Raw genomic sequence first — 24,067 nt, forward strand, 5'->3', positions numbered from 1 at the left:
GACCTACTTCCTAAATTTCAACCCGGAGAAAAGACCATGAAGGTTTATTACGACAAGGACTGCGACCTGAGCCTGATCAAGGGCAAGACGGTTGCCATCATCGGCTACGGTTCGCAGGGCCATGCCCACGCCCAGAATCTGAACGACAGCGGCGTCAAGGTCGTCGTCGGCTTGCGCAAGGGTGGTGCTTCCTGGCCCAAGGTCGAAAAGGCCGGGCTGAAGGTCGCCGAAGTCGCCGACGCGGTCAAGTCCGCCGACGTGGTCATGATCCTGCTGCCCGACGAGCAGATCGCCGAGGTCTACAAGAAGGACGTCGAGCCCAACATCAAGCAGGGCGCCTCGCTGGTGTTCGCCCACGGCTTCAATGTGCACTACGGTTTTGTCGCCCCGCGCGCCGACCTGGACGTGTGGATGGTGGCGCCCAAGGCTCCCGGCCACACCGTGCGCGGCACCTACGCCCAGGGCGGCGGCGTGCCCCACCTGGTGGCGGTGCATCAGGACAAGAGCGGCAAGGCCCGCGACCTGGCCCTGTCGTACGCGATGGCCAATGGCGGCGGCAAGGCCGGCATCATCGAGACCAACTTCCGCGAAGAGACCGAGACCGATCTGTTCGGCGAGCAGGCCGTGCTGTGCGGCGGTACGGTGGAGCTGATCAAGGCGGGCTTCGAGACCCTGGTGGAAGCTGGCTACGCACCCGAGATGGCCTACTTCGAGTGCCTGCACGAGCTCAAGCTGATCGTTGACATGATCTATGAAGGCGGCATCGCCAACATGAACTACTCGATCTCCAACAACGCCGAGTACGGCGAGTACGTCACTGGCCCGCGCATCGTGACGGACGAGACCAAGAAGGAAATGAAGCGGGTCCTCAAGGACATCCAGACCGGCGAATACGCCAAGAGCTTCATCCTGGAAAACAAGGCCGGCGCGCCGACGCTCTTGAGCCGCCGCCGCATCATGGGCGAGCACCAGATCGAAGTCGTTGGCGAACAGCTGCGCGCGATGATGCCCTGGATCAAGAAGAACAAGCTGGTCGACCAGACCAAGAACTGACGCCGCGCGCGGCCGCTGGCCGCAAGCGACGTCATCCCGGCGCAGGCCGGGATCCACAAGGCCGCCCCCTGGGCGGCCTTTCTTTTGCCCCTTACACTCGCTCCATGCACAACCGTAACGATTCGCAGAACCAGAGCCAGGATGGCGTGGTGGTGCGCAAGCGCCGCAAAGGTATCTACATCCTGCCCAACCTGTTCACGCTGGCTGCGCTGTTCGGCGGTTTCTATGCGGTTGTCATGGCCATGAACGGGCGCTTCGATCTGGCGGCTGCCGGCGTGTTCTGCGCCATGGTGCTCGACAGCCTGGACGGCCGCGTGGCGCGCATGACCAACACGCAAAGCGCCTTCGGCGAGCAGATGGACTCGCTGTCCGACATGGTGTCCTTCGGCGCGGCGCCAGCGCTGATTGCCTACGAGTGGGGGCTCAAGGGCCTGGGGCGCTGGGGCTGGATTGCCGCCTTTGTTTACTGCGCCTGCGCGGCACTGCGCCTGGCGCGCTTTAACGTCAACACCGGCGTGGTCGACAAGCGCTGGTTCCAGGGCCTGCCCTCGCCGGCGGCGGCGGCACTGCCGGCCGGCTTCATCTGGCTGGCCAACGACCTGGGCATCAAGGGCTACGAGGTCCAGTGGGTGATGTTCGCCGTCGCTCTGTACGCGGGCCTGACCATGGTGACCAACGTGCCGTTCTACAGCTTCAAGGACGTGCAGATGAAAAAGAGCGTGCCGTTTGCCGTGATCGTGCTGATCGCGCTGGGCATCGCGGTGATCAACATCCATCCGCCCATCGTGCTGTTCGGCCTGTTCGTGGTCTACGGCGTGTCCGGTTACGTGGTCTACGGCATGCGCAAGGCCAGGGGCCAGCAGACCAGCATGATCAGCACCTCGACCGACGAGCCCGACGAGCGCGGCCTGCACAAGTGACTTTCCATTGACCTGTGCTACATTCCCGGACATGAACCGAATTTCGCTGGCACTACTGCTATCTCCCCACGGGCGGAGACGGTAGCGCACGCGCATTCCCACCAGTCGACGGCCCGTCTGCACACGCAACGGGCCGTTTTTCTTTTTCCGGAGCCAAAACCATGATGTTGAAGACCCCAGCCACCAAGTACCGCGCCTTCCCCCCGGTGCGTCTTGTCGACCGGACCTGGCCCGACACGGTGCTCAGCCGCCCGCCCGTGTGGTGCAGTGTGGACCTGCGCGACGGCAACCAGGCGCTGATCGAGCCCATGGACATCCCGCGCAAGCTGCGCATGTTCCTGGCGCTGGTGAAGATCGGCTTCAAGGAGATCGAGGTGGGCTTCCCATCGGCATCCCAGGTGGAATTCGACTTCCTGCGCAAGCTGATCGACGAAAACCTGATCCCCGAAGACGTGACCATCCAGGTGCTGACCCAGGCGCGCGAGCCCCTGATCCGCCGCACCTTCGAATCGCTGCAGGGGGCGCCGCGCGCCATCGTGCACCTGTACAACGCCACAGCCCCCGTGATGCGCAAGGTGGTCCTGGGAATGGACGAAGAAGGCATTGTCGAACTGGCCACCAGCCAGGCCCGGCTCTTTGTGGAACTGGCTGCACAACAGCCCCGGACGCAATGGACCTTCCAGTATTCCCCCGAGATGTTCTCCGGCACCGAGCTGGCGTTTTCCAAGCGGGTCGTCGATGCCGTGACCCAGGTGTGGCAGCCGACGCCGCAGCGCAAGTGCATCGTCAACCTGCCTTCGACGGTGGAGCATTCCACGCCCAACATCTTCGCGGACATGATCGAGTGGATGCACCGCAACCTGGCGCGGCGCGAATCCATCGTGTTGTCGGTTCACCCGCACAACGACCGGGGCACCGGGACGGCCGCCGGTGAATTCGCGGTGATGGCCGGTGCCGACCGGCTGGAAGGCTGCCTGTTCGGCAACGGCGAGCGCACCGGCAATCTCGACCTGGTCAACGTGGCGCTGAACCTCTACAGCCAGGGCGTGGACCCGCAGCTGGACTTCTCCGACATCGACGAGATCCGTCGCACGGTGGAGCACTGCAACCAGCTGCCCGTGCATCCGCGCCATCCTTATGCCGGCGACCTGGTCTACACCTCGTTCTCTGGCTCGCACCAGGACGCGATCAAGAAGGCCTTCGCCGCGCGCAAGGACGGCGACATCTGGGACATGCCCTACCTGCCGCTGGACCCCAAGGATCTGGGCCGCAGCTACGAGGCGGTGATCCGGGTCAACAGCCAGTCGGGCAAGGGCGGCATCTCCTACCTGCTGGAAAGCGAATATGGGCTGGAGCTGCCGCGCCGGCTGCAGATCGAGTTCAGCCAGGTGGTGCAGGCTGCGATGGATGCCACCGGCAAGGAGTTCACCGCGCAGGACCTGTTCGGCCTGTTCGAGCGAGAGTACGGCGTGCGCAGCATTACTGCGCCGCAGCACCAGGTGCTGGAGGAAGCGCAGGGCGCCGACGGCAAGCTGGTGACGCTGGCGGCTGACGTCGAAGTGGCCGGCCACAAGCACAGCATCCGGGGCGCCGGCACTGGCCCGATCGACGCCTTTGTCGAGGGACTCGGTGTTGCCACGGGTGAAAGCATCCGCGTGCTCGACTACCATGAGCACGCCATCGGTTCCGGCGCCAACGCGCAGGCCGTGGCCTACCTGGAGTTGCGGGTGGGCCAGCAGACGCTGTTTGGCGTCGGCATGGATGCGAACATCGTGTCCGCGTCGCTCAAGGCCATCGTTTCGGGCCTGCAGCGTGCGCAGGCCGACACCCACGAAAAGGAGCCGACATGGCAGACAAACTGATCATCTTCGACACCACCTTGCGCGACGGCGAGCAATCGCCCGGCGCCTCCATGACCAAGGACGAGAAGGTGCGCATCGCGCGCCAGCTCGAGCGGCTCAAGGTGGACGTGATCGAGGCCGGCTTCGCGGCCAGTTCCAACGGCGACTTCGAGGCCGTGCAGGCGATTGCCAACACGGTGCGCGAGTCCATCATCTGCTCGCTGTCGCGGGCCAACGACCGCGACATCTCGCGCGCAGCCGAGGCGCTCAAGGGCGCCGAGCGGGCTCGCATCCACACCTTCATCGCCACTTCGCCGCTGCACATGGAAAAGAAGCTGCGCATGTCGCCTGATCAGGTGCTGGAGCAGGCCAAGCAGTCGGTGCGCTTTGCACGCAACCTGTGCGCCGACATCGAGTTCTCCCCGGAGGACGGCTACCGCAGCGAGATGGATTTCCTGTGCAAGGTGCTGGAGGCGGTGATCGCCGAAGGCGCGACCACCATCAACGTGCCTGACACCGTGGGCTATGCCGTGCCCGAGCTGTACGGCAACTTCATCAAGACCTTGCGCGAACGCGTCCCCAACTCGGACAAGGCCGTCTGGTCTGTGCATTGCCACAACGACCTGGGCATGGCGGTGGCCAATTCCCTGGCCGGTGTGAAGATCGGCGGCGCGCGCCAGGTCGAGTGCACCATCAACGGCCTGGGCGAGCGCGCCGGCAACTGTTCGCTGGAAGAAGTCGTGATGGCGGTCAAGACGCGCAAGGACTACTTCGGTCTGGAGCTGGGCATCGACACCCAGCACATCCTGGCGGCCAGCCGCATGGTCAGTCAGACCACCGGCTTTGTCGTCCAGCCAAACAAGGCCGTGGTCGGCGCCAATGCCTTTGCCCATGCCAGCGGCATCCACCAGGATGGCGTGCTCAAGGCGCGTGACACCTACGAGATCATGCGTGCCGAGGACGTGGGCTGGAGCGCCAACAAGATCGTGCTGGGCAAGCTGTCGGGCCGCAACGCCTTCAAGCAGCGCCTGCAGGAACTGGGCGTGCAACTGGAGAGCGAGCAGGAAGCCAATGCCGCTTTCGCCAAGTTCAAGGAACTGGCCGACCGCAAGAGCGAGATCTTCGACGAGGACATCCTGGCCCTGGTGAGCGACGAAAGCGTGTCGCCGGAGCAGGAGCAATACGGGTTTGTCTCACTGTCGCAACACAGCGAAACCGGTGAACGGCCGCATGCCAGCGTGGTGTTCACTGTGGGCGGCAAGGAAGTGCGCGGCGAATCCGACGGCAACGGGCCGGTCGACGCGTCGCTCAAGGCCATCGAGACCCACGTCAAGAGCGGTGCGGAGATGGTGCTCTATTCGGTCAACGCCATCAGCGGCTCAACCGAGAGCCAGGGTGAGGTGACGGTGCGGCTGCAGAACTCGGGCCGGGTGGTCAACGGCGTGGGTGCGGACCCCGACATCGTGGTGGCTTCCGCGAAGGCCTACCTGAGCGCGTTGAACAAGTTACAGAGTAAAGCTGATCGGGTGGCTGCACAGGGTTAGGGCGTTTCCCTATACTTTGATGCTGAATATAGGAAACTTACCTAAGTCATTGATCTTGTGTAACTTTTTTAGCTTGGGTACACTTCAGGTCATCTTTCGGTTTCCAGGAGTTCCTTGATGCACCGTTTCGCACCGACTGCAGTGAGTAAGTCTTTGAGCCGATTCCTACAGACCGTTGCACTTGCCGCCTTTGTGGCAAGCGTCCTGCCCGCCGTCGCCCAGGCAGCCGCCAGCGACAAGGTGGTCAAAAAGCAACGCGGCGCTACCGCTGGCAAGCGGGTTTCCCAAAATGCCGTTGTGACTGCCAAGCGGAGCCCAGCAGCGCTGCGGGTTGCCGCGCCAGCGCGCCTGTCCTTCGGCCAGCTTTTAGGCTTGCACAGCACGCAGGACCAACTGGACCTCAAGTCCAGCGTGGCCCTGGTGATCGACCAGGACACCCGCGAAGTGCTGTTTTCCAAGAACGATTCGGCCGTGCTGCCGATCGCCTCGCTCACCAAGCTGATGACCGGCATGGTCATCAGCGAGGCCAAGTTGCCGATGGACGAGGTCATCACCATCAGCCAGGACGACGTGGACACCGAGAAGGGCAGCAGCTCGCGCCTGAAGGTGGGCACCACCCTGACGCGCGGCGAAGCCCTGCACCTGGCGCTGATGTCCAGCGAGAACCGCGCCGCCCATGCCCTGGGCCGCACCTTTCCGGGCGGCATGACGGCCTTCGTCACACTGATGAATTCCCGTGCCGGCTTGCTGGGCATGAACGACACGCGCTACGTCGAACCCACCGGACTGTCCAGCCGCAACCAGTCCAGCGCCAAGGACCTGGTCACACTGGTGAGCAAGGCCCACCAGGATCCGGTGCTGCGCGAGTTCAGCACCTCGCCGGGCTACCAGATGGCCGTGGGCAACCGCACCCTGCAGTACAACAACACCAACCGCCTGGTCAAGAACCCGGACTGGGACATCGGCCTGCAGAAAACCGGCTACATCTCCGAAGCCGGCCAGTGCCTGGTGATGCAGGCCAAGGTCTCTGGCCGTAAGCTGATCATGGTGTTCCTGGACTCGGCGGGCAAACTCAGCCGCATCGGCGATGCCGAGCGCGTGCGCAAGTGGGTGGAGTCCAATCCCGTCACGGCGCCGGCTGTCGGCACGGTGGTCCGCCAAGTCAACGGATAACCCGCTTCGCTCCAGAAACACGGCCCCGATGGGGCCGTGTCCTTTTGGAGGGGCAGGAAGTCAGGGGGCTTTGTGGCCCAGGGCGGCCGAGATCTCGTTGGCGGTTGCCTGCAGTTTGCTCAGCCATCCCTCGTCCAACCGGTCGGCCGGCGCCGAGATCGACAGGCCCGCCACCAGGCGGCTCTGGTCGTCATAGATGCCGGCAGCCATGCAGCGCACGCCCAGTTCCAACTCCTCGTTGTCACGGGCGATGCCGTACTGCCTGGCCTTGGCCAATTCGCGTTCAAGCTGTGGCAACTGGGTGATGCTGTTGCGGGTGTGGCCCGCCAGGCCGGTGCGGGTGGCATAGGCGCGCACACGCTGGGTTTCATCCGCAGCCAGGAAGAGTTTGCCGGTGGACGTCAGGTGCAGCGGCGCCCGCCCACCGATGGCCCGCACTACCTGCATGCCTGAGCGCTCGCTGTAGGCGCGCTCGATGTAGACGATCTCATCGCCCTGGCGCATGCTCAGGTTCACCGGTTGCTGGATCAGCTTGTGCAACTCGCGCATGGGCAGCAGCGCGGCATCGCGCACGTTCAGCCGTCCCTTGACGAGGTTGCCCAGTTCCAGCAGACGCATGCCCAGGCGGTAGTTGCCAGCTTCGGGACGGTCAACGAAGCGGCCGGAAGCCAGGTCGTTGAGGATGCGGTGTGTGGTGGAGGGATGCAGGCCGGTGCGTTCGCTGATTTCCTTGAGGGACATCGCTTCCTCGCGCGAGGCCAGCACATCGATCAGCGAGAACATGCGCTCGATGACCTGGATGGTGGGGGTGGCGTGGGCGCCGGGAGCGGACTTTCTCATGCGGGGACTCGGTGGTGTCCCGCGATTTTACTTTGTGAAATCAGAGCCTGCCAACCAGCGGCCGTCTTTGAGCGTTTCATGCGGGACGAAGCGGGCCTTGTAGTTCATCTTCGGGCTCTCGGAGATCCAGTAGCCCAGGTAGACGTGGGGCAGCTTGAGCTTGCGGGCCTGGTCGATCTGCCACAGGACGCTGTAGGTCCCATAGTTGGCCGCACTGTCAGGCTCGTAGAAGGTGTAGACGGCCGAGATGCCGTCCCCCAGCACATCCAGGATGGACACCATGCGCAAAGGCCCCTGCGAGCCGTCGGCCTGCGTTTCCCGGAACTCGACCAGGCGCGAATTGACGCGGCTTTGCAGCAGGAACTGGGTGTACTGATCGATGCTGTCGTGGTCCATGCCGCCGCCCGCATGGCGGCCGGTCTGGTAGCGCAGGTAGAGCTGGTAGTGCTCCGGCACGAAGCACAGCTTCAGGACCCGGGCCTGCAGGTTCTGGTGCCTGGTCCAGGCACGGCGCTGGCTGCGGTCCGGTTTGAACTGTTCGGCGAGCACGCGCATCGGCACGCAGGCGCGGCAACCGTCGCAATACGGCCGGTAGGTGAACATGCCGCTGCGCCGGAAGCCGTTGGTCACCAGTTCGGAATAGGCATCGTTGTGGATCAGGTGGCTGGGCGTGGCGACCTGGGAGCGCGCCTGCTTGCCCGGCAGGTAGCTGCACGGGTAGGGCGCGGTGGCATAGAACTGCAGGGTCTGGAGCGGAAGATCCTTGAGGTGGGTCATGCGAGGCTCATCGCGTCAGGCTTCACACCAGTATACGCACACCGGTTCTGCGCGACAGCGCGTTCAATCTGCAAGCAGCTGCGCCCAGAGGCTGCGCTCGAAGCGCCACGCAACGGGGGGCTTGGCCACGTTGTACGCCACCTGCCGGACAAATTCATCACGCGGCACTTCACGCGCGCCCAGCGACGCCAGGTGCCGCGTGTTCTGCTGGCAGTCGATGGGCCCGAGGCCATGGGCGCGGCAGAACGCAACGAGCGCCGCCAGCGCGATCTTGGAGGCGTCCGGTACGCGGGTGAACATCGACTCGCCGAACACGGCCTGGCCGATCGCCACGCAATACAGCCCGCCGGCCAGTTGGCCGTCGATCCAGGTCTCCACACTGTGCGCGAAGCCCGCGCGGTGCAAGTCGCTGTAGGCGCGCACCATGGCCGGCAGGATCCAGGTGCCGGCCTGGCCCTCGCGCGGGCTGGCCGAACAGGCGCCGATGACATCGTCGAAGGCCGTGTCCATGCGCACTTCGCAGTGCGGGCTGGAGGCGAATCTGACCAGGGTCTTGCGTAGCGAGCGGTGCAGCCTGAAGTCGCCGGTGTGCAGCACCATGCGGGGGTCGGTGCTCCACCACAAGATGGGCTGACCCTCGCTGAACCAGGGAAAGATGCCCGCCGTGTAGGCGCGCCGCAGGCTTTCCACGTCCAGCGCGCCGCCGGCAGCCAGCAGGCCGGGCGCGGGCTGCACTGCATCCCATGCCGTGCTCACGGGGGGAAAGGGTTCACCAGGGTCCAGCCAGGGCAGTTGCATGGGCACAAAGAAAAAGGCCTGCAACACGCGTTGCAGGCCTTTATTGTGGTGGCTCCTCGACCTGGGCTCGAACCAGGGACCTACGGATTAACAGTCCGGCGCTCTACCGACTGAGCTATCGAGGAACAAGCCTCAGATTATAGCGTCATTTTTGAACCATTCCTGGCGTGAGGTGGCCGGAGAAACAGCATGTGGCAACCCACCTTTTCCCCGCGCCCTTTTTCGGGGGCTGTGGTATCGCTGCGATAATCCGGCCAGCTAGAGGTGTCCCGGGTGGCGCAAGCCACAGGGGACTGAGAAACACTCTTAGAACCTGATCTGGGTCATTCCAGCGGAGGGAAGCGTCACCAGTCTGGCCTTCCTGTCGCGCGGTCCCCGGGTCGCAACCCGACAAGGACTCCATGGCCGCCACCCTTACCGCTTCCGATCTCTGGGCCGACATCACCGCCGTCCGCGCGCGTTCGCCGCTGGTGCACAGCATCACCAACCTGGTGGTGATCAACCTCAACGCCAATGTGCTGCTGGCCGCCGGCGCCTCGCCGGTGATGGCGCATGCGCATGAGGAAGTGGCCGACATGGTGGGCATCGCCCAGTCGCTGGTGGTCAACATCGGCACGCTCGATCCCTACTGGGTGCGCAGCATGGAACTGGCCATGCAGGCCGCCGGCGCGCGCGGCATCCCCATGGTGCTGGACCCGGTGGGCGCGGGCGCCACCCCTTACCGCAACCAGACCCTGGAGCGCCTGCTCGACGCCGCGCTGCCCAGCGTCATCCGCGGCAACGGCTCGGAAATCATGAGCACCGCCGGCGCCGCCATCAAGACCCGCGGCGTGGACAGCAGCGCGGCTGCGAACGACGCCCTGGGCGCGGCGCAGGCCCTGGTGCAGCGCACGCGCGGCACGGTCTGCGTCAGCGGCGCGACCGACCATGTGCTGGACGCCCAGCACCGCTGGAGCCGCCTCTCCAACGGCCATGAGTGGATGACGCGCATCACCGGCGTGGGCTGCTCGGCCACGGCGTTGATCGGTGCCTTCTGCGCGGTGCAGCCCGACGCCTGGCGCGCCACCACGGCGGCCATGGCCTTGCTGGGCGTGGCCGGCGAGGTGGCGGCTGAGAAGGCGCAGGCGGCGGGCCAGGGCGTGGGCAGCATGCAGGCCCTGCTGTTGGACGCGCTGCAACTGCTGGACCAGACCAGCTTCGAGCAGCGCCTGCGCCTGGAGACGGCCCAGTGGTGAAAGATCCTGCTGCCTTGCGCAGCCTGTTGCGGCTCTACCTGGTCACCGACCAGGCGCTGTGCCGCGGCCGCACGCTGGCCGAGATCGTCGATGCGGCCGTGCAAGGCGGCGTCACATGCGTGCAGTTGCGCGAAAAGCAGCTGGCAACGCGCGACTTTCTGGCCCAGGCCCTGATGCTCAAGACCTTGCTGGCGCCCCGGGGCATCCCCCTGGTCATCAACGACCGCATCGATGTGGCCCTGGCCTGCGGCGCCGAGGGCGTGCATCTGGGCCAGGGCGACATGCCGGCCGACGAGGCCCGCCGCCTGTTGCCGCCCGGTGTCTTCATCGGCTGGTCGGTGGAGACAGCGCAAGATGTGGAGCGCAGCGCCGCCATGCCGGTCGACTATCTCGGCGTGAGCCCGGTGTTCGCCACGCCCACCAAGACGGACACCAAGACACCCTGGGGCCTGGAAGGCCTGCGCCGCGTGCGTGCCGCAAGCGGGCTGCCCCTGGTGGCCATAGGCGGCATCCATCCCGGCAACGCGGCGGACGTGCTGCGCGCCGGCGCCGACGGCCTGGCCGTGGTCAGCGCCCTGTGCGCCGCCGACGACCCGCGCGCCGCGGCCCTCGACTTCCACCAACACATGGCCCACGCATGAGCCACCGGGCCGCCCCAAGGCGAATTCACCGCAGCGCGCCGCGCGAAGGTTTCCTATGAGCGAATCGCAATACCCCAGAGTCCTGTCCATCGCCGGTTCCGACAGTGGTGGCGGCGCCGGCATCCAGGCCGACCTCAAGACCTTTTCCGCGCTGGGCTGCTACGGCATGACGGCGATCACCGCGCTGACGGCGCAGAACACTTGTGGCGTCAGCGGCATCCATGCCGTGCCGCCGGCCTTCCTGAAGGCTCAGCTGCAGGCCGTGATCGAGGACATCGGTGTGCATGCGGTGAAGATCGGCATGCTGCACGCGCCGGAGATCGTCGAGGTTGTGGCCTGGGCCATCGACACCTACAAGCTGCCCAACGTGGTGCTCGATCCGGTGATGGTCGCCACCAGCGGCGACCGGCTGATCGCGCAGGAGACGGTGCAGGTGCTGGTGCGTGAACTCTTCCCGCGCGCCGTGCTGGTCACGCCCAACCTGGACGAGGCGGCGCTGCTGCTGGGCCGGGAGCTGCCCGACGTGGACTCCCTGCAGCCGGCAGCGGTCGACCTGCTGGCCCTGGGCGCCCGCGCCGTGCTGCTCAAGGGCGGCCACCTGCCTGGTGATGATCTGGTCGATCTGCTGGCCCAGGAGGGGCAATTGCTGGAAAGCATGCACGGCAGACGCATTGCCAGTAACAACACCCACGGCACGGGCTGCACGCTGTCGTCGGCGATCGCTTGCGGCCTGGCCCTGGGCCAGAGCCTGCCGCAGGCGGTGGTCCAGGCGCGTGCCTATGTGCGTGCCGCATTGGCAGCGGGGGCGGGCGTGCGCACCGGCCACGGCCACGGTCCGCTCAACCACGGCCACGCGCCGCTGCCGGCGCGCTTGCTGCCGGTCTAGCCTGGCCGCTTCATGCGGCCTTGGGCCGCGTGGCCCAGGCCAGGGTGAAGCTCAAGACCAGCGCCGGCAGGGCGGCGCCCAGGCTGGGCGCCAGTTCCTTGCACAGGTAGTAGGTGGCGATGCCGGCAAACCAGATCGCAATCGGCACGGCCTTGGCCTTGGGCGCGCGCGCCAGCAGCGCCACCGCATCCGTGCCGAAGGCCAGGCGGCCGAGGATCACGCCGAACAGCGGCACGAACACCGAGCTGAGCATCAGCAGGAAGGGCTCCAGGCTGTGCATGGGCAGGGCCAGGGCCAGCAGCGTGCACACTGCTGCCATCGCCAGGCCCCAGCGCCGGATGCTCCAGCGCGGCAACAGGCTGTGGCTGGAGACCGCGCCGGAATAGGCATCGCCGTAGGCGTTGTCCACTTCATCGATCAGGATCAGCGACAGCGCCAGCAGGCCGCCCTGGGCCAGCAGCAGGGCCGTCACCAGGTCGGTGCTGGGCAGGGTGATGGCCACCAGCACGCCCAGGGCATAGCACCAGATGTTGGCGATGGCGTAACCCAGCCAGGTGCCGCGCAGCGCGGCGCGGCCGTCCGAACCGTGGCGGGCGTAGTCGGCCACCAGGGGCAGCCAGGAGATCGGCATGGCGATCACCAGGTCCAGCGCCGGCAGCACGCCCATGCCGCCTTCGCCCTTGCGTTGCCACAGCGTTTCCCAGCCCTGGGCCTGGGCCAGTGACAGGAACTGCCAGGTCAGCCAGACCAGCGACAGCACCACCAGCGGCAGCGCGATGCGCGAGACCAGGCGGCGCACCAGGGTCACCATGGAGCCGCTGACCAGCAGGGCGACCAGGCCGCCCCACAGCAGCGTCGCGGCCAACGGCCACCAGGCCGCCGGTGTGGCACCGCCTTGCTTGGCGATAGCCAGCGTGGCGTCGCGCATGACGACGATCTCGAAGCTGCCCCAACCCACCAGCTGCACGATGTTCAGAACGATGGGCAGGCCGGCGAAGCCGCTGCCGTAGACGGCGTGCATCAGGCCGGCGCTGGCCAGGCCGCTGTCGCAGCCCAGCTTGGCCACCCAGGCCAGCAGGCCGGCGCCGATAACGGAGCCGACGACGATGGCCAGCAAGGCCTGCTGCGGGCCCAGGGCCGGCACCAGATACGCGCCGACCTGCATCACCAGCAGGCCCACGCCCAGGCTGAACCACAGGGCCGCGTGGTCGCGCCAGGCAAAGGCGCGCTCGGCACTGGCCACGGGGGTCAGCGCCAGGTTGGCGGGTGAGGAAGGCAGCGTTGCTGCGGAAGACGTGTTGGCCATCAAACTGCTCCGGGCGAAGTGATGGCAGGTCGGCGGCATGCGTGGCGATGCGCCCTGCGATGCCTGCTTCCCTGCGCGAGGATTACCTCAATCAGGTTCAAAGGGACTTTCTCAGCCGCAGCCTGGCAACAGGCGCAGCACCCCTAGCGAAGGGCAATCTTAATCGAAGACCGGTGTCTCGACGCCCAGCACCTTGTGCAGCTTGCGGCTGGTGGTGGTGTACTGCAGTTGCACCTTGCGGTCCGGGAAGATGAAGGGCGCGGCGCCAAAGGCGGCCAGCGCGCATTCGTGGAAGCCCGAGAGGATCAGCTTCTTCTTGCCCGGATAGGTGTTGATGTCGCCGACGGCAAAGATGCCGGGCGTGCTGGTGGAGAAGGTCTCGGTATCGACCTGCAGCTGGCGCCGCTCGATGGCCAGGCCCCAGTCGGCGATCGGGCCCAGCTTGGGGCTCAGGCCGAAGAACACCAGCAGCACGTCCAGCGGCAGCGTGCGCACCGATGCATCGCTGCCCGTGACGCTGACGCCGGTCAGCCGGCCATCGCGTTCCTCCAGGCCGGTGATCTGGCCAACGGCGAACGCCATGGCGTTCTCGGCGCACAGCGCGCGCATCCTGGCCACCGAGGCCGGCGCGGCCTGGAAGCCGTCACGGCGGTGCAGCAGGGTCAGGCTGCGTGCGCGCTGCGGCCCCGGCTGGGCGAAATGCAGGGCCCAGTCCAGCGCCGAGTCGCCGCCACCGACCAGGACGATGTCCTTGCCGGCGAAGTCCTGCGGGTTCTTCACGCTGTAGTGGACCTGTGTGCCCTCGAAGCGCTCCAGGCCCTCGACCGCCAGCTTGCGCGGCTGGAAGGCGCCGACGCCGGCGGCAATGAAGACGGTGCGGGCCAGGAAGCGGGTTCCCTTGGAGGTCTCCAGAAAGAAGCGGCCATCGGCCTCTTGCCGCACGGTGCTGACTTCCTGGCCGAAGTGGAACGTGGCGCCGAAGGGCTCGATCTGCTTGAGCAGGCTGGCGGTCAGCTCGCGGCCGGTGCACACCGGCACGGCGGGGATGTCATAGATCGGCTTGTCGGGGTAGAGCTCGATGCACTGGCCACCCGGGTAGGCCAGCGAGTCGATGACATGGGTCTTGATTTCCAGCAGGCCCAGCTCGAAGACCTGGAACAGGCCCACCGGGCCGGCGCCGACGATGACGGCGTCGGTCTCGATCGGCGCCTGGGGCGTGTCCATCGCCTTCAGCGGACCAGCTCGGACAGCTTGCCGGTCTTGTCTTTCCATTCATCGGCATCGGCCAGCGCCGGCTTGCGCTTGGTGATGCTTTTCCAGCCGTCGGCCTGGGCCAGTTCGACGTTGATCTTGATGAAGTTCATCTGGTCGGCCGGAATATCTTCCTCGGCATAGATGGCGTTGACCGGGCACTCGGGGATGCAGACCGCGCAGTCGATGCACTCGTCCGGGTCGATCACCAGCATGTTCGGGCCTTCGCGGAAGCAGTCCACGGGGCAGACATCCACGCAGTCGGTGTATTTGCAGCGGATACAGGATTCGGTGACGACGTGGGTCATGGAGAGTTTTTTCTTGGCTCGGGGAAACCCTGAATTTTAGCTTCCCGCGAAAGCCCTTAACGGACCAGGACGGCGCCGGAGGTCTTGTGGCTGGCGGTATCGACCAGCACCAGCGAGCCCAGCACGCGCGAACGCGTGTAGGGCAGGGTGGCCAGGGGTTCCTGCAGGGCCAGTTCCACGTGGCCGATGGCGTTGGGCTCCAGGCGGTCGGCGTCCGACTCGGCCAGCGTGTGGATGTCCAGCCTGTGGACGATGCGCTGCACCTTGGCCTTGACCCAGCGGTGGCCGTGCAGGGCCCAGTAGACGCGGCCCGCCAACAGCGGCTCGTCGTCCATCCAGGCCACGGTGGCCGACAGCTGGCGCGAGGCTTCGAAGCCGGCCGCCAGCAGCCAGTCGCCGCGCGAGACGTCGACTTCGCGGTCCAGAACGATGCCTGCGCTGTGGCCGGCCGCCACGTCCTTGGGCTGGCGCACGTGGTCCAGCACCTGGGCCACGGTGGCGGTCTGGCCGCTGGGCAAGACCGTGACCTGCTGGCCGGCTTGCACGCTGCCTGTGGCCACCCGGCCCCAGAACACGCGGCGGCCCTGGCTGGTGTCGGCCGAGGCGGAGAACTTCTCCACCCACTGCACCGGGAAGGAAAAGGCTTCTGTGCCTTCGGCCTGAGTCACCGGCAGGGTTTCGAGCAGCTGCAGCAGGGACGGGCCGTGGTAGCCGCACCAGCCGGGCTGGACATCGACCACGTTGTGGCCCAGCAGCGCCGACAGCGGCACGGTGGCGCGCACCGTGATGCCGGCTTCGGCGCTGAACTTCGCCAGCGCGCCGCTGATGTTGTGGAAGGCCAGGACCGGGTCTTCCACCGCGTCGAGCTTGTTGACGGCAAAGACGATGGAGGGCACGCGCAGCAGGTTGACCAGCAGGCTGTGGCGGCGCGTTTGCGCCAGCAAGTCCAGACCCGGGTTCTGCCATTGCAGTTTGGTCGCGTCGACCAGCACCACGGCGGCGTCGGCGCCGGAGGCGGCCGTGACCATGTTGCGGGTGTACTGCTCGTGGCCGGGGGCGTCACCGATGATGAACTTGCGGCCCGGCGTGGCGAAGTAACGCCAGGCCACGTCGATGGTGATGCCTTGCTCGCGCTCGGCCGACAGGCCGTCGGTCAGCAGGGCCAGGTCGGTGGAGCCCGAGCGCTGCACGCCGGCCAGCTGGTCGGCCAGCACCGCCTTGCTGTCCACCAGCAGGCGGCCGATCAGGGTGCTCTTGCCATCGTCGACCGAGCCGCAGGTGATGAACTTCAGCGCGGAAAAATGGTCGTTTTGGCCTGTAGCCTCCGTCGATTGGACCTGGGGTGCTATGGATTGCGTAGCAGACATCAGAAGTACCCGTCTTTCTTGCGCTTCTCCATGGAGGCGTCGGAGGTTTTGTCGTCCATGCGGGTGGCACCGCGTTCGCTGACTTCCACCGTCAGCGTCTCCAGCACCACGCCGGCGGCATCGGTCGCCGGGCTTTCCACCGGGCAGGTGCAGGTAATGTCGCCCACGGTGCGAAAGCGCACGGTGCGGGTCACGATCTGCTCGCCATCCTTGGGCGGCGTCAGTTCCGTCACAGGCACCAGCAGGCCCTTGCGTTCCACCACCTCGCGCTGGTGGGCGTAGTAGATCGAGGGCAGGGCGATGTTCTCGCGCTCGATGTACTGCCAGACGTCCAGCTCGGTCCAGTTGGAGATGGGGAAGACGCGAAAGTGCTCGCCCGGCGCCAGCCTGGTGTTGAACAGGGTCCACAGCTCGGGCCGCTGGGCCTTGGGCTGCCACTGGCCGAAGCTGTCGCGGTGCGAAAAGATGCGTTCCTTGGCCCGGGCCTTTTCTTCGTCGCGGCGGGCACCGCCGATCAGGGCGTCGAAGCGGAATTCCTCAATGGCCTCCAGCAGGGTGACCGACTGGTGCACGTTGCGCGACTCGCCGGGGTGGGCCAGGCGCACCGTGCCGCGGGCCATGGAGTCTTCCACGCTGCGCACGATCAGCTGCGCGCCCAGTTCCTTGGCGCGCTGGTCACGGAAGTCTGTCACTTCCTTGAAGTTGTGGCCGGTGTCGATCATCAGCAGCGGGTAGGGGATGCGGCCTACGCCGAACGCCTTCTCCGCGCAACGCAGCATGACCAGCGAGTCCTTGCCGCCCGAGAACAGCAGGGTGGGGCGCTCGAAGCTGGCAGCGACCTCGCGCAGGATGAAGATGGTCTCTTCTTCCAGCGCATCGAGGTGGGCGTTGCTCAGGTGGCCGAGCAGTTGGGGTTCGGTGCGTGCGTTCATCAATGGGAGTGCTGGTTCAGTGTTCGAGGTGCAAGCCGCATTCGCGGTTGTCCTCGCCCTTGGTCGGATCCACGTAGTCGAAGTTATTGGGCAGGCCATGGGCCTGGCAGTAGCTGTGCAAGTCCTTGGACGACCAATGCAGCAGCGGCGCGACCTTGATCAGGCCGTCCGGATTCACCGAGACCGGGTCCATCTGCGCGCGCACCGCGGTGTCGGTGGCGCGCAGCGCGGTGAACCAGACCTGGGGTGCCGTCTCGCGCAGGGCACGGGCAAACGGCTCGAGCTTGACCTCTTCGGTGAAGGCCGCGTGGCGCGGGTCATCGAGCGCCGGCGCCGGGCCTTCGACGGCTTCCCGGTGTGCGCGGGAGCGGCGCGGCAGGTAAATCTTCAGGTTCAGCGCGAGCTGCTGGCTCACCTCGTCGGCAAAGCGATACGTCGCTTCCGTGTTGTAGCCGTTGTCCATCCAGATGACGGGCACACCGGGCTGGATGCGCGTGACCATGTGCAGGATCACCGCCTCGAAGGGCCGGAAATTGGTTGTGACGATGGCCGGGCGACCCAGGTCCAGGGCCCACTTCACCAGGCCCTGCGCATCGCGGCCGAGGCCGGCGTTGACCGTTGCGAGATCGACGGCACCCATCAGGCTGCTTCCTTGAAGAAGGGGTTCACGTGCACCGCGTCGCCCTGGTAGAAGCCGGCGAAGCGGTCGAACTGGCGCTTGGCAAAGCCAATGTCCTGGTCGGCGCGCAGCACGGCGCTGCTAAAGCCCGTGCGCTGCATCTGCACCAACTGGTCGATCAGCACGTCGCCGGTGGCGCGGATCTCGCCGGCAAAGCCCAGGCGTCGGCGCAGCAGAAAGGCCTGGCTGTAAGCGCGGCCATCGGTGAACTTGGGGAAGTGCAGCTCGATGCGTTGCACGCCATCGAGCTGGAGCTCCAGGGGGTTGGCGTCGTTGGCGAGCTGCAGCGTGTGTGCGCCGGCGTCCAGCGCTGCGGCGTCGTTGGCGGAGAGGATGTTCAGCGTGGTGGCGGTCATGGCTGCTGTCCTCAGGCGGTGGCGGTGGAATGGTCGACCACGGCGTGGCGCGCGCCGTTGGCGGCGGCCTTGAAGGGGTCGATGCCCACGCGGCGCAGGGTGGAGATGAAACTCTCCAGCTTGCCGCCTTGGTCGCTTCGACGCTCGCGGCGGTAGGTGTCGAGCACGGCCTCGATCACTTCCACCACCTCATGGGCCGAGAAGGAGGGTCCGACCACCTTGCCGGCGACCGGGTCGCCCGACAGGGCCGAGCCGTCCGAGCCGCCCAGGGTCACCTGGTACCACTCCTTGCCGTCCTTGTCGACGCCCAGGATGCCGATGTGGCCGCTGTGGTGGTGGCCGCAGGAGTTGATGCAGCCGCTGATGTGCAGGTCGATCTCGCCCAGGTCGAACAGTTCGTCCAGGTCGGAGAAGCGCTCGGTGATGGCCTCGGCCACGGGAATCGAGCGCGCATTGGCCAGGGCGCAGAAGTCGCCGCCGGGGCAGGCGATCATGTCCGTCAGCAGGTGGACGTTGGGTTGGGCCACGCCCAGCGCCTTGGCCGTGGTGTAGACGGCTTCCAGGTCGTTCACATGGACCCAGGGCAGCAGCAGGTTCTGGTCATGCGTCACGCGCGACTCGCCGGCGCTGTAGGTCTCTGCCAGTTCGGCCGCCGCGTCCAGGATGTCGGCGTCGGCATCGCCGGGCGCCAAGCCCAGGCGCTTGAACGACAGGGTCACAGCGCGCAGGGCCGGGTTGCGGTGCGGCGCCACGTTGCGCTCCAGCCAGCGGGCAAAGGCCTTGTCGGTGGGCTGTGGCGCGACCGGCTCGTTGGCCGTGTGGCGGGTGAGCACCGGGTCGACGAAGCAGGCATTGACCCGGTCGAACTCGGCCTGGGTGATGGTGTGGCTGCCGCCGTCGTGTTCGACGATCTGCTTGTACTCGGCATCGACGTCGTCGAAGTAGCGCTGGCCCTCGGCCTTGACCAGGATCTTGATGCGCGCCTTGTACATGTTGTCGCGCCGGCCGTAGCGGTTGTACACCCGCACCACGGCTTCCAGGTAATTCATGATCTGGTGCCAGGGCAGGAACTCGCGCGCCACGGTGCCGACGATGGGCGTGCGGCCCATGCCGCCGCCCACCAGCACCTTGAAGCCCAGCTCGCCGGCCTCGTTCTTCTTGAGAAACAGGCCGACGTCGTGCCATGCCACTGCGGCGCGGTCTTCTGTGCTGCCGGTGATGGCGATCTTGAACTTGCGCGGCAGGAAGGCGAACTCCGGGTGCAGCGTGCTCCACTGGCGCATGATTTCGCCGAAGGGCCGCGGGTCGGCGATCTCGTCGACAGCGATGCCGGCGCGCTCGTCGCTGGTGATGTTGCGGATGCAGTTGCCGCTGGTCTGGATGCCGTGCATGTCGACGCTGGCCAGCAGGTCCATCACGTCGGCACTGCGCTCCAGCGGGATCCAGTTGAACTGCACGTTCTGGCGGGTGGTGAAGTGGCCGTAGCCGTAGCCCAGGTGGGTGCCGATGCCGCCATTGGGCGTGGCCACCGGGCCCAGCGCGTCCTGCTTGGCCTGGGCGGCGCCCAGCAACTCGTCGCTGGGCTTGTCGAACTCGCGGGCGATGGTGGCCATGGCGCGCAGTTGCGCGCTGGACAGCTCGCCATAGGGCACGGCCACGCGCAGCATGGGCGCGTAGCGCTGGATGTACCAGCCGTTTTGCAGGCGCAGCGGCCGGAAGTCATCGTCGCTCAGGGCGCCGGTCAGGTTGCGTTCCAGCTGGTCGCGGTACTGGTCGGCGCGGCTGCGCACGAACTGCTTGTCGAATTCTGTGTATTTGTACATGTGGGGAATGCAGAGAGTCGGCCACCGGGGGCCACGCACGGAATGAACTGTAAAAGCCCGCCTTATGGGTGCAAACGATTTTTTCGTTCGCGCCTTATGTGGATAAGCTTATGCGCAAGCACTGGCGCGCCTTGGCAGGGGTTTGGCGAGGGGCTTCGGATAAGGCGCAGGCGGCGGGCCTGCCCCGCATAATCGCATGCGAATCCAGAAATTGAGGGGGCTGGCAAAGATGGTGGAAAGGGTGCTCGTCAAGGTCATTGGTTTCTCCGACGTGGAGCGCCATGCGCTCAACACGGTGTTCCGCCTGTCCGAGCAGGGCCAAGTGGCCTACAGCCCCTGGATGGAAGAGGCGCCGCAGGACCCCCAGCTCCTCCTGGTCGATGGCGAGAGCTACGAGGCGGCGCTGGAACTGGCGGCGCCTGCCCATGCCGGCCTCCAGCTGATCTGGATCGGCCCGGCGGCGCCGGAGGACGCGTCGCTGAGCTTCGAGCGGCCGCTGGCCTGGCCGCAGATCGTCCGGTCCATGGATGCATTGTTTTCGCCTGCGTCCTCGCTGGACTTTGACCTGGACGCCGGCGCGGAACTCGACGTCGATCTCGAGGTGGCGCCGGATGAGATGGGCGGGGACACCCAGCCGCCCGAGCCGCTGCCGCCGTTCAAGCGCGCCCTGATCGCCAGCGCCGACCGCGACCAGCGCCTGTACCTGCGGGCCCGCCTGGCCCTGGCCAACCTGACGCAAGCCGACGAGGCCGAGACCGGCCCGCAGGCGCTGGAGATGGTGCGCAGCCAGCATTACGACGTGGCATTGATCGATTTCGCCGTCCCCGGCGGGGATGGCTGGAGCCTGCTCAAGGCCTTGCGTGAGGCCAGGCCGGCCATAGCCCACCTCATCGTGACCAAGTCCCGGCCGACCGCGGGTGAGCGCGTGCGCGCCTGGTTCCAGGGCATGGCCGGTTTCTTTGGCCAGCGGCCCGATCCCGAGAAGCTGGGCGCGCTGCTACAAAAAGTGTAGCTATTCAGGACCATTTAGCGCGGGCTGCAGGCTTGTTTGTCTCTGAACATCGAGCGTGGCAGCCAGTTTGCGCGGGAGCGGCAGGGGCTCGCCGTGCAAGCGGGCGGCCAGCAGTTCGGCGCAGAGCACGGCAAAGGTCAGGCCGCGCGAGCCCATGGCGCTGCTGGTCCACAGGCCTGGGCGCAACTGGCCCAGCAGGGGCCGGCGGTCGGCGGAACTGCAGCGCACGCCGGCCCAGCCCTGCACCGCGCCCCTTGCAAATTCGCCAGCGAGTTGGTCCGCCACCTCGGGCAGCAGCTCGCGCAAGCGTGCCAGGTTGGCCTGATGGTCGGCTTCGCGCAGGTCGCAACCCGTGTCGTCCCGGTCGAAACCGGCGCCGCACAGCCAGGCCGGCGCGCCCTCCAGGGGAAAGGCGGTGACGAAGTAGCCATGGCCGTTGACCGGGAAGGCCGGGAAGTCCTGGCCTTCGGCGCGCGGCGCCCAGGACACCTGGCCGCGCACAGGCTGCAGCGGCAGGCCGGCTTCGAGCAAGGCCTCGCTGCCATGGGCGCAGGCCACCACCACCAGGTCGGCGCGGGCCAGCACGGTGCCCCCGGCCCCCAGCAACTCCCAGCCACCGTCGGCTTGGGCGGTGAGGCGGGCGACTGGCGACTGGCCCCGCCACTGGATGCCGGAGCGCCGCAGCCAGGCCTGCACCAGGGCGGCTGGCTTGATCCAGGCGCCCTGCGGGTGCCAGACGGCGGGCTCGCCGGGCCGCTGCTCGCGCACACCGCTGCCTTGCCAGTCCTGGCCTGCTTGCAGCTGCGCCGCCGCCTGCTGCAGTGTCAGGCGCACGCCGGCGCGGCCCAGGCGGGACAGCAGGTCGTCGTCGGGCGACTGGTGCGGCGCCAGCAGGCCCACTGGCAGGCCCGAGGCGCCGCCAGCGGGCTGGTCATGGGCATCGAGCACCTGGACCTGCCAGCCGCGCCGCGCCAGGCTGGCCGCCACGGCTGCGCCGGCCAGGCCACCGCCGACCACGGCGCAGCTGCCGGTGGCCACGCTGGAGGCGGCGCGCAGGCCGCGCGGCTCCCAGGCCGGTTCGAACGCGGCGCGCTCTGTGTCTTCGGGATCGACGGCAAAGCCGCATTGCGCCATTGCGCGCGCTTCGGCCGTGACCGGTGAAGCCAGGGCCACCCGGCTTCCGCGCCGGCACAGGCGGGCGACGGATTTGAGGGTGTGCAGGTCTGCCGGCCCGGCCTGGGCGAGCAGCACCGTGTCTGCGCTGAAGTCCTGCGCCCGCAGCATGTCCTGCACTTCGCCCACGCACAGGGTCAGCAGCACCCGGCCGTCCTCGAAGCCCAGGCGCTGGAAGCCCGGCGCCATGCCGCTCCATTGGGCGGCGAGCTGCTGGGCCAGGGGTAGCAGTTCAGGATGGGCGGCGGCGGCGCGCAGCAGCGCGTCGGCCGCCAGGGGCTGGGCGTCGATGGCGCAGTGGTGCAGCAGGCCGGGGCGCTGCGGATCGTCGCGCCAGGCCTGCCAGGCAGCCAGGAAGTTCAGGCCCGGGCCGAAGCCCGTCTCCAGGATGCGCCACTGCGCCTGGCCGGCCCAGGCCTGCGCCAGTTCACCAGCGCGCAGCAGGGAGGGCGCGCCGGCGCTCACGCCTCAGGGCGTCGGGGGAACGTAGCCCGCCGCCGCGTCGGCGCCGGTGCCGAAGAAATGGCTTTCCATCTGCCGTGCCAGGTACTGGCGGGCGCGCTGGTCGGCCAGGTTCAGCCGGTTCTCGTTGACCAGCATGGTCTGGTGCTTGAGCCAGGCGGCCCAGGCCTCCTTGCTCACGCTCTCCCAGATGCGCTTGCCGAGTTCACCGGGGTAGGGCGGGAAGTCCAGACCTTCGGCTTCCTTGCCGAGCTTGATGCAATTGACCATTCGTGCCATCGCGGGCCTCTTAGGATGTTTTTGGAATAAGGAACTGAAATCTTATTGGTTCCAGTTTGGAGGAGCGGCTTCCAGAATGCGTTCCATCAATCCTTATCGACCTCTGGAGCACCGTATGAGCCTGCGACGCGACTTTATCAAGATTCCCCTGGCAGCGGCCCTGGCCAGCGCTTTGACCCTCACGGCCCTGCCGTCGTTTGCCCAGCAGGTGACTCTGTTGAATGTGTCCTACGACCCGACGCGCGAGCTGTACGTGGAGTACAACCAGGCCTTCGCCAAGTACTGGAAGGGCAAGACCGGCCAGGACGTGACCATCAAGCAGTCGCACGGCGGCTCGGGCAAGCAGGCGCGCTCGGTGATTGACGGTCTGGAGGCCGATGTCGTGACGCTGGCGCTGAACATGTTCACCCAGGGTGTCGATCCGAAACTCGACTGCTCGGACATTGAGCGGATCAAGGCGGTCTACGAGTATTCCAACGAGATGACCATTCCCGAGCGCCACCCTTACGTCGGCGAACTGGTCTATACTGCGTTTTCCGGCTCGCACCAGGATGCGATCAACAAGGGCATGAAGGCGATCAAGGTCGCCAATCACCCGGTCTGGGAAGTGCCTTATCTGCCGATCGATCCGCAGGATGTAGGGCGCTCCTACGAGGCGATCATCCGCATCAACTCGCAATCGGGCAAGGGTGGGATCGCCTACATCCTGCAGGAAGACTACGGCATCAACCTGCCGCGCAACCTGCAGGTGGAGTTCCGCGAGGACATCCAGCGCATCACGGATGAAGAGGGCATCGAACTGCCGTCGAAGCGCATCCATGCACGCTTCATCGAACGTTATGTCGATCAGCCCGAGGCACGGATCAAGTTCGTCGATCACCATACCTACCCGGCCGGTTCCGACCAGAAGGGTATCCGCGTGGTTGCTGCCGAGATTACCGATGGCGGAGAGACCATGCGCATCGAGGGCAAGGGCACCGGGCCGATCGACGGTTTCGTCAATGCGCTGTCGGCCTATCTGGGCATCGATCTCTCGGTTGAGGACTATTCCGAGCATTCGCTGCAGCACGGATCCAACGCAGCGGCCATAGCCTATGTGGAAATGGCGCATGTCGGCGGCAAGCTGTTTGGGGTCGGCATCAACACCAACATCGTCACCGCTTCGCTGGAGGCGATCGTGTCGGCCGCCAACCGCGTGCTGGCTGAACAGAAATAGGCCTGACTTGTGTCATTGCGGGACCATAGAAGTGGTCCCGTGATCGCATTCAGTCGTCATGCTCGGGCCTGTCCCGTACATCTACTCCCGTCGAATTTTCGGTAAACGTTGGAAGATCCTCGGGATATGCCCGTGGACGATGTCGCGAAAGGCGTGAGTTCAGCCGCCGATCAGAATCTGCCGTTGATCGAGCGC

Annotated in this window: 23 protein-coding genes, 1 tRNA gene and 2 riboswitches; of the genes, 10 read left to right on the forward strand and 14 right to left on the reverse strand. The window is 66.5% G+C overall.

All coding sequences use genetic code 11. The features are described from left to right. Positions 1-36 precede the first annotated feature (36 nt). The 5 genes from ilvC to Q0632_RS15665 all read left to right on the forward strand — a co-directional run bounded on the left by ilvC (position 37) and on the right by Q0632_RS15665 (position 6,531). Positions 37-1,053, forward strand: a complete 1,017-nt coding sequence (ilvC, locus tag Q0632_RS15645; RefSeq protein ID WP_298931853.1) for a ketol-acid reductoisomerase — start codon at positions 37-39, stop codon at positions 1,051-1,053. 104 nt (positions 1,054-1,157) lie between these two features. Next, positions 1,158-1,973, forward strand: coding sequence for a CDP-diacylglycerol--serine O-phosphatidyltransferase (pssA, locus tag Q0632_RS15650; RefSeq protein WP_298931855.1), 816 nt, complete (start codon positions 1,158-1,160; stop codon positions 1,971-1,973). Between the two features lie 164 nt (positions 1,974-2,137). After that, positions 2,138-3,835: a 2-isopropylmalate synthase gene (gene leuA / locus Q0632_RS15655; RefSeq protein ID WP_298931899.1), complete on the forward strand. Its 1,698-nt coding sequence runs from the start codon at positions 2,138-2,140 to the stop codon at positions 3,833-3,835. After that, positions 3,820-5,358, forward strand: a complete 1,539-nt coding sequence (locus Q0632_RS15660; protein ID WP_298931858.1) for a 2-isopropylmalate synthase — start codon at positions 3,820-3,822, stop codon at positions 5,356-5,358. The genes leuA and Q0632_RS15660 overlap by 16 nt, the downstream gene beginning before the upstream one ends. Before the next feature lie 117 nt (positions 5,359-5,475). Beyond that, complete coding sequence (locus tag Q0632_RS15665) at positions 5,476-6,531, forward strand: serine hydrolase (protein WP_298931860.1); 1,056 nt, start codon at positions 5,476-5,478, stop codon at positions 6,529-6,531. Between the two features lie 60 nt (positions 6,532-6,591). On the opposite strand, the gene Q0632_RS15670 is transcribed toward Q0632_RS15665, so the two are convergent. The 4 genes from Q0632_RS15670 to Q0632_RS15685 form a co-directional block, all read right to left on the reverse strand. After that, the gene (locus tag Q0632_RS15670) at positions 6,592-7,371 is read right to left on the reverse strand and encodes an IclR family transcriptional regulator (protein ID WP_298931863.1); all 780 of its coding nucleotides are present in this window, start codon (positions 7,369-7,371) and stop codon (positions 6,592-6,594) included. Between the two features lie 27 nt (positions 7,372-7,398). Next, a complete protein-coding gene (locus Q0632_RS15675; RefSeq protein WP_298931865.1) occupies positions 7,399-8,148 on the reverse strand; it encodes an arginyltransferase in 750 nt (249 codons plus the stop codon). A gap of 63 nt (positions 8,149-8,211) precedes the next feature. Further along, positions 8,212-8,946: a leucyl/phenylalanyl-tRNA--protein transferase gene (gene aat / locus Q0632_RS15680; RefSeq protein ID WP_298931867.1), complete on the reverse strand. Its 735-nt coding sequence runs from the start codon at positions 8,944-8,946 to the stop codon at positions 8,212-8,214. Positions 8,947-8,995: 49 nt separating this feature from the next. Continuing rightward, positions 8,996-9,071: transfer RNA gene (locus tag Q0632_RS15685), tRNA-Asn, on the reverse strand. A 125-nt stretch (positions 9,072-9,196) separates the two neighbouring features. Continuing rightward, positions 9,197-9,303, forward strand: a riboswitch (TPP riboswitch). 44 nt (positions 9,304-9,347) lie between these two features. On the opposite strand from Q0632_RS15685, the gene thiM reads away from it, so the two are divergent. The 3 genes from thiM to thiD are packed head-to-tail and all read left to right on the forward strand — an operon-like array spanning position 9,348 to position 11,708. Further along, positions 9,348-10,181 (forward strand): hydroxyethylthiazole kinase, encoded by an 834-nt coding sequence (thiM, locus tag Q0632_RS15690; protein ID WP_298931869.1) that lies wholly within the window; start codon positions 9,348-9,350, stop codon positions 10,179-10,181. Further along, a complete protein-coding gene (gene thiE / locus Q0632_RS15695) occupies positions 10,178-10,822 on the forward strand; it encodes a thiamine phosphate synthase (RefSeq protein WP_298931871.1) in 645 nt (214 codons plus the stop codon). Before thiM ends, thiE begins: the two co-directional genes overlap by 4 nt. A gap of 55 nt (positions 10,823-10,877) precedes the next feature. Beyond that, positions 10,878-11,708 carry a bifunctional hydroxymethylpyrimidine kinase/phosphomethylpyrimidine kinase gene (thiD, locus tag Q0632_RS15700; protein ID WP_298931873.1) on the forward strand — a complete coding sequence of 277 codons (831 nt, stop codon included), beginning with the start codon at positions 10,878-10,880 and terminating at the stop codon, positions 11,706-11,708. Positions 11,709-11,718: 10 nt separating this feature from the next. Here the strand turns inward: thiD and Q0632_RS15705 are convergent, their stop codons facing one another. The 8 genes from Q0632_RS15705 to Q0632_RS15740 all read right to left on the reverse strand — a co-directional run bounded on the left by Q0632_RS15705 (position 11,719) and on the right by Q0632_RS15740 (position 19,730). Further along, positions 11,719-13,014, reverse strand: coding sequence for a cytosine permease (locus tag Q0632_RS15705; protein ID WP_298931875.1), 1,296 nt, complete (start codon positions 13,012-13,014; stop codon positions 11,719-11,721). Positions 13,015-13,065: 51 nt separating this feature from the next. Continuing rightward, positions 13,066-13,169: riboswitch (TPP riboswitch) on the reverse strand. A gap of 4 nt (positions 13,170-13,173) precedes the next feature. Beyond that, positions 13,174-14,238, reverse strand: coding sequence for an NAD(P)/FAD-dependent oxidoreductase (locus tag Q0632_RS15710; protein WP_298931877.1), 1,065 nt, complete (start codon positions 14,236-14,238; stop codon positions 13,174-13,176). A gap of 5 nt (positions 14,239-14,243) precedes the next feature. Further along, positions 14,244-14,573, reverse strand: coding sequence for a ferredoxin FdxA (gene fdxA / locus Q0632_RS15715; protein WP_298931879.1), 330 nt, complete (start codon positions 14,571-14,573; stop codon positions 14,244-14,246). 56 nt (positions 14,574-14,629) lie between these two features. Further along, complete coding sequence (locus tag Q0632_RS15720) at positions 14,630-15,940, reverse strand: GTP-binding protein (RefSeq protein ID WP_298931881.1); 1,311 nt, start codon at positions 15,938-15,940, stop codon at positions 14,630-14,632. After that, on the reverse strand, positions 15,940-16,872 hold the full coding sequence (gene cysD / locus Q0632_RS15725; protein ID WP_298931884.1) for a sulfate adenylyltransferase subunit CysD: 933 nt from the start codon (positions 16,870-16,872) through the stop codon (positions 15,940-15,942). Before cysD ends, Q0632_RS15720 begins: the two co-directional genes overlap by 1 nt. A gap of 16 nt (positions 16,873-16,888) precedes the next feature. After that, the gene (locus Q0632_RS15730; protein WP_298931886.1) at positions 16,889-17,512 is read right to left on the reverse strand and encodes a phosphoadenosine phosphosulfate reductase family protein; all 624 of its coding nucleotides are present in this window, start codon (positions 17,510-17,512) and stop codon (positions 16,889-16,891) included. Next, on the reverse strand, positions 17,512-17,892 hold the full coding sequence (locus tag Q0632_RS15735) for a DUF934 domain-containing protein (protein ID WP_298931901.1): 381 nt from the start codon (positions 17,890-17,892) through the stop codon (positions 17,512-17,514). Before Q0632_RS15735 ends, Q0632_RS15730 begins: the two co-directional genes overlap by 1 nt. Before the next feature lie 26 nt (positions 17,893-17,918). After that, positions 17,919-19,730 carry a nitrite/sulfite reductase gene (locus Q0632_RS15740; RefSeq protein WP_298931888.1) on the reverse strand — a complete coding sequence of 604 codons (1,812 nt, stop codon included), beginning with the start codon at positions 19,728-19,730 and terminating at the stop codon, positions 17,919-17,921. A 196-nt stretch (positions 19,731-19,926) separates the two neighbouring features. Between Q0632_RS15740 and Q0632_RS15745 the strand changes: the two genes are divergently transcribed. Then, complete coding sequence (locus Q0632_RS15745) at positions 19,927-20,742, forward strand: response regulator (RefSeq protein WP_298931890.1); 816 nt, start codon at positions 19,927-19,929, stop codon at positions 20,740-20,742. Here Q0632_RS15745 and Q0632_RS15750 read toward each other — a convergent pair whose 3' ends face one another. Both Q0632_RS15750 and Q0632_RS15755 read right to left on the reverse strand, forming a co-directional pair. Further along, entirely contained in the window at positions 20,743-22,380 is a 1,638-nt protein-coding gene (locus tag Q0632_RS15750) for an FAD-dependent oxidoreductase (RefSeq protein WP_298931892.1), read from the reverse strand. 3 nt (positions 22,381-22,383) lie between these two features. Continuing rightward, positions 22,384-22,656, reverse strand: coding sequence for an oxidative damage protection protein (locus Q0632_RS15755; RefSeq protein WP_298931894.1), 273 nt, complete (start codon positions 22,654-22,656; stop codon positions 22,384-22,386). 115 nt (positions 22,657-22,771) lie between these two features. Between Q0632_RS15755 and Q0632_RS15760 the strand changes: the two genes are divergently transcribed. After that, entirely contained in the window at positions 22,772-23,872 is a 1,101-nt protein-coding gene (locus tag Q0632_RS15760; protein WP_298931896.1) for an alpha-isopropylmalate synthase regulatory domain-containing protein, read from the forward strand. The last annotated feature ends 195 nt before the right edge of the window (positions 23,873-24,067 follow it).

Origin of the sequence: uncultured Ramlibacter sp. (assembly GCF_936925435.1) — a bacterium.
In the GTDB taxonomy this organism is placed as follows: domain Bacteria; phylum Pseudomonadota; class Gammaproteobacteria; order Burkholderiales; family Burkholderiaceae_C; genus Ramlibacter.

Coding starts and splice junctions, on each gene's coding strand:
- ilvC (WP_298931853.1), top strand. CDS start 37: ATGAAGGTTTATTACGACAAGGACTGCGACCTGAGCCTGATCAAGGGC.
- pssA (WP_298931855.1), top strand. CDS start 1,158: ATGCACAACCGTAACGATTCGCAGAACCAGAGCCAGGATGGCGTGGTG.
- leuA (WP_298931899.1), top strand. CDS start 2,138: ATGTTGAAGACCCCAGCCACCAAGTACCGCGCCTTCCCCCCGGTGCGT.
- Q0632_RS15660 (WP_298931858.1), top strand. CDS start 3,820: ATGGCAGACAAACTGATCATCTTCGACACCACCTTGCGCGACGGCGAG.
- Q0632_RS15665 (WP_298931860.1), top strand. CDS start 5,476: ATGCACCGTTTCGCACCGACTGCAGTGAGTAAGTCTTTGAGCCGATTC.
- Q0632_RS15670 (WP_298931863.1), bottom strand. CDS start 7,371: ATGAGAAAGTCCGCTCCCGGCGCCCACGCCACCCCCACCATCCAGGTC.
- Q0632_RS15675 (WP_298931865.1), bottom strand. CDS start 8,148: ATGACCCACCTCAAGGATCTTCCGCTCCAGACCCTGCAGTTCTATGCC.
- aat (WP_298931867.1), bottom strand. CDS start 8,946: ATGCAACTGCCCTGGCTGGACCCTGGTGAACCCTTTCCCCCCGTGAGC.
- thiM (WP_298931869.1), top strand. CDS start 9,348: ATGGCCGCCACCCTTACCGCTTCCGATCTCTGGGCCGACATCACCGCC.
- thiD (WP_298931873.1), top strand. CDS start 10,878: ATGAGCGAATCGCAATACCCCAGAGTCCTGTCCATCGCCGGTTCCGAC.
- Q0632_RS15705 (WP_298931875.1), bottom strand. CDS start 13,014: ATGGCCAACACGTCTTCCGCAGCAACGCTGCCTTCCTCACCCGCCAAC.
- Q0632_RS15710 (WP_298931877.1), bottom strand. CDS start 14,238: ATGGACACGCCCCAGGCGCCGATCGAGACCGACGCCGTCATCGTCGGC.
- fdxA (WP_298931879.1), bottom strand. CDS start 14,573: ATGACCCACGTCGTCACCGAATCCTGTATCCGCTGCAAATACACCGAC.
- Q0632_RS15720 (WP_298931881.1), bottom strand. CDS start 15,940: ATGTCTGCTACGCAATCCATAGCACCCCAGGTCCAATCGACGGAGGCT.
- cysD (WP_298931884.1), bottom strand. CDS start 16,872: ATGAACGCACGCACCGAACCCCAACTGCTCGGCCACCTGAGCAACGCC.
- Q0632_RS15730 (WP_298931886.1), bottom strand. CDS start 17,512: ATGGGTGCCGTCGATCTCGCAACGGTCAACGCCGGCCTCGGCCGCGAT.
- Q0632_RS15740 (WP_298931888.1), bottom strand. CDS start 19,730: ATGTACAAATACACAGAATTCGACAAGCAGTTCGTGCGCAGCCGCGCC.
- Q0632_RS15745 (WP_298931890.1), top strand. CDS start 19,927: ATGCGAATCCAGAAATTGAGGGGGCTGGCAAAGATGGTGGAAAGGGTG.
- Q0632_RS15755 (WP_298931894.1), bottom strand. CDS start 22,656: ATGGCACGAATGGTCAATTGCATCAAGCTCGGCAAGGAAGCCGAAGGT.
- Q0632_RS15760 (WP_298931896.1), top strand. CDS start 22,772: ATGAGCCTGCGACGCGACTTTATCAAGATTCCCCTGGCAGCGGCCCTG.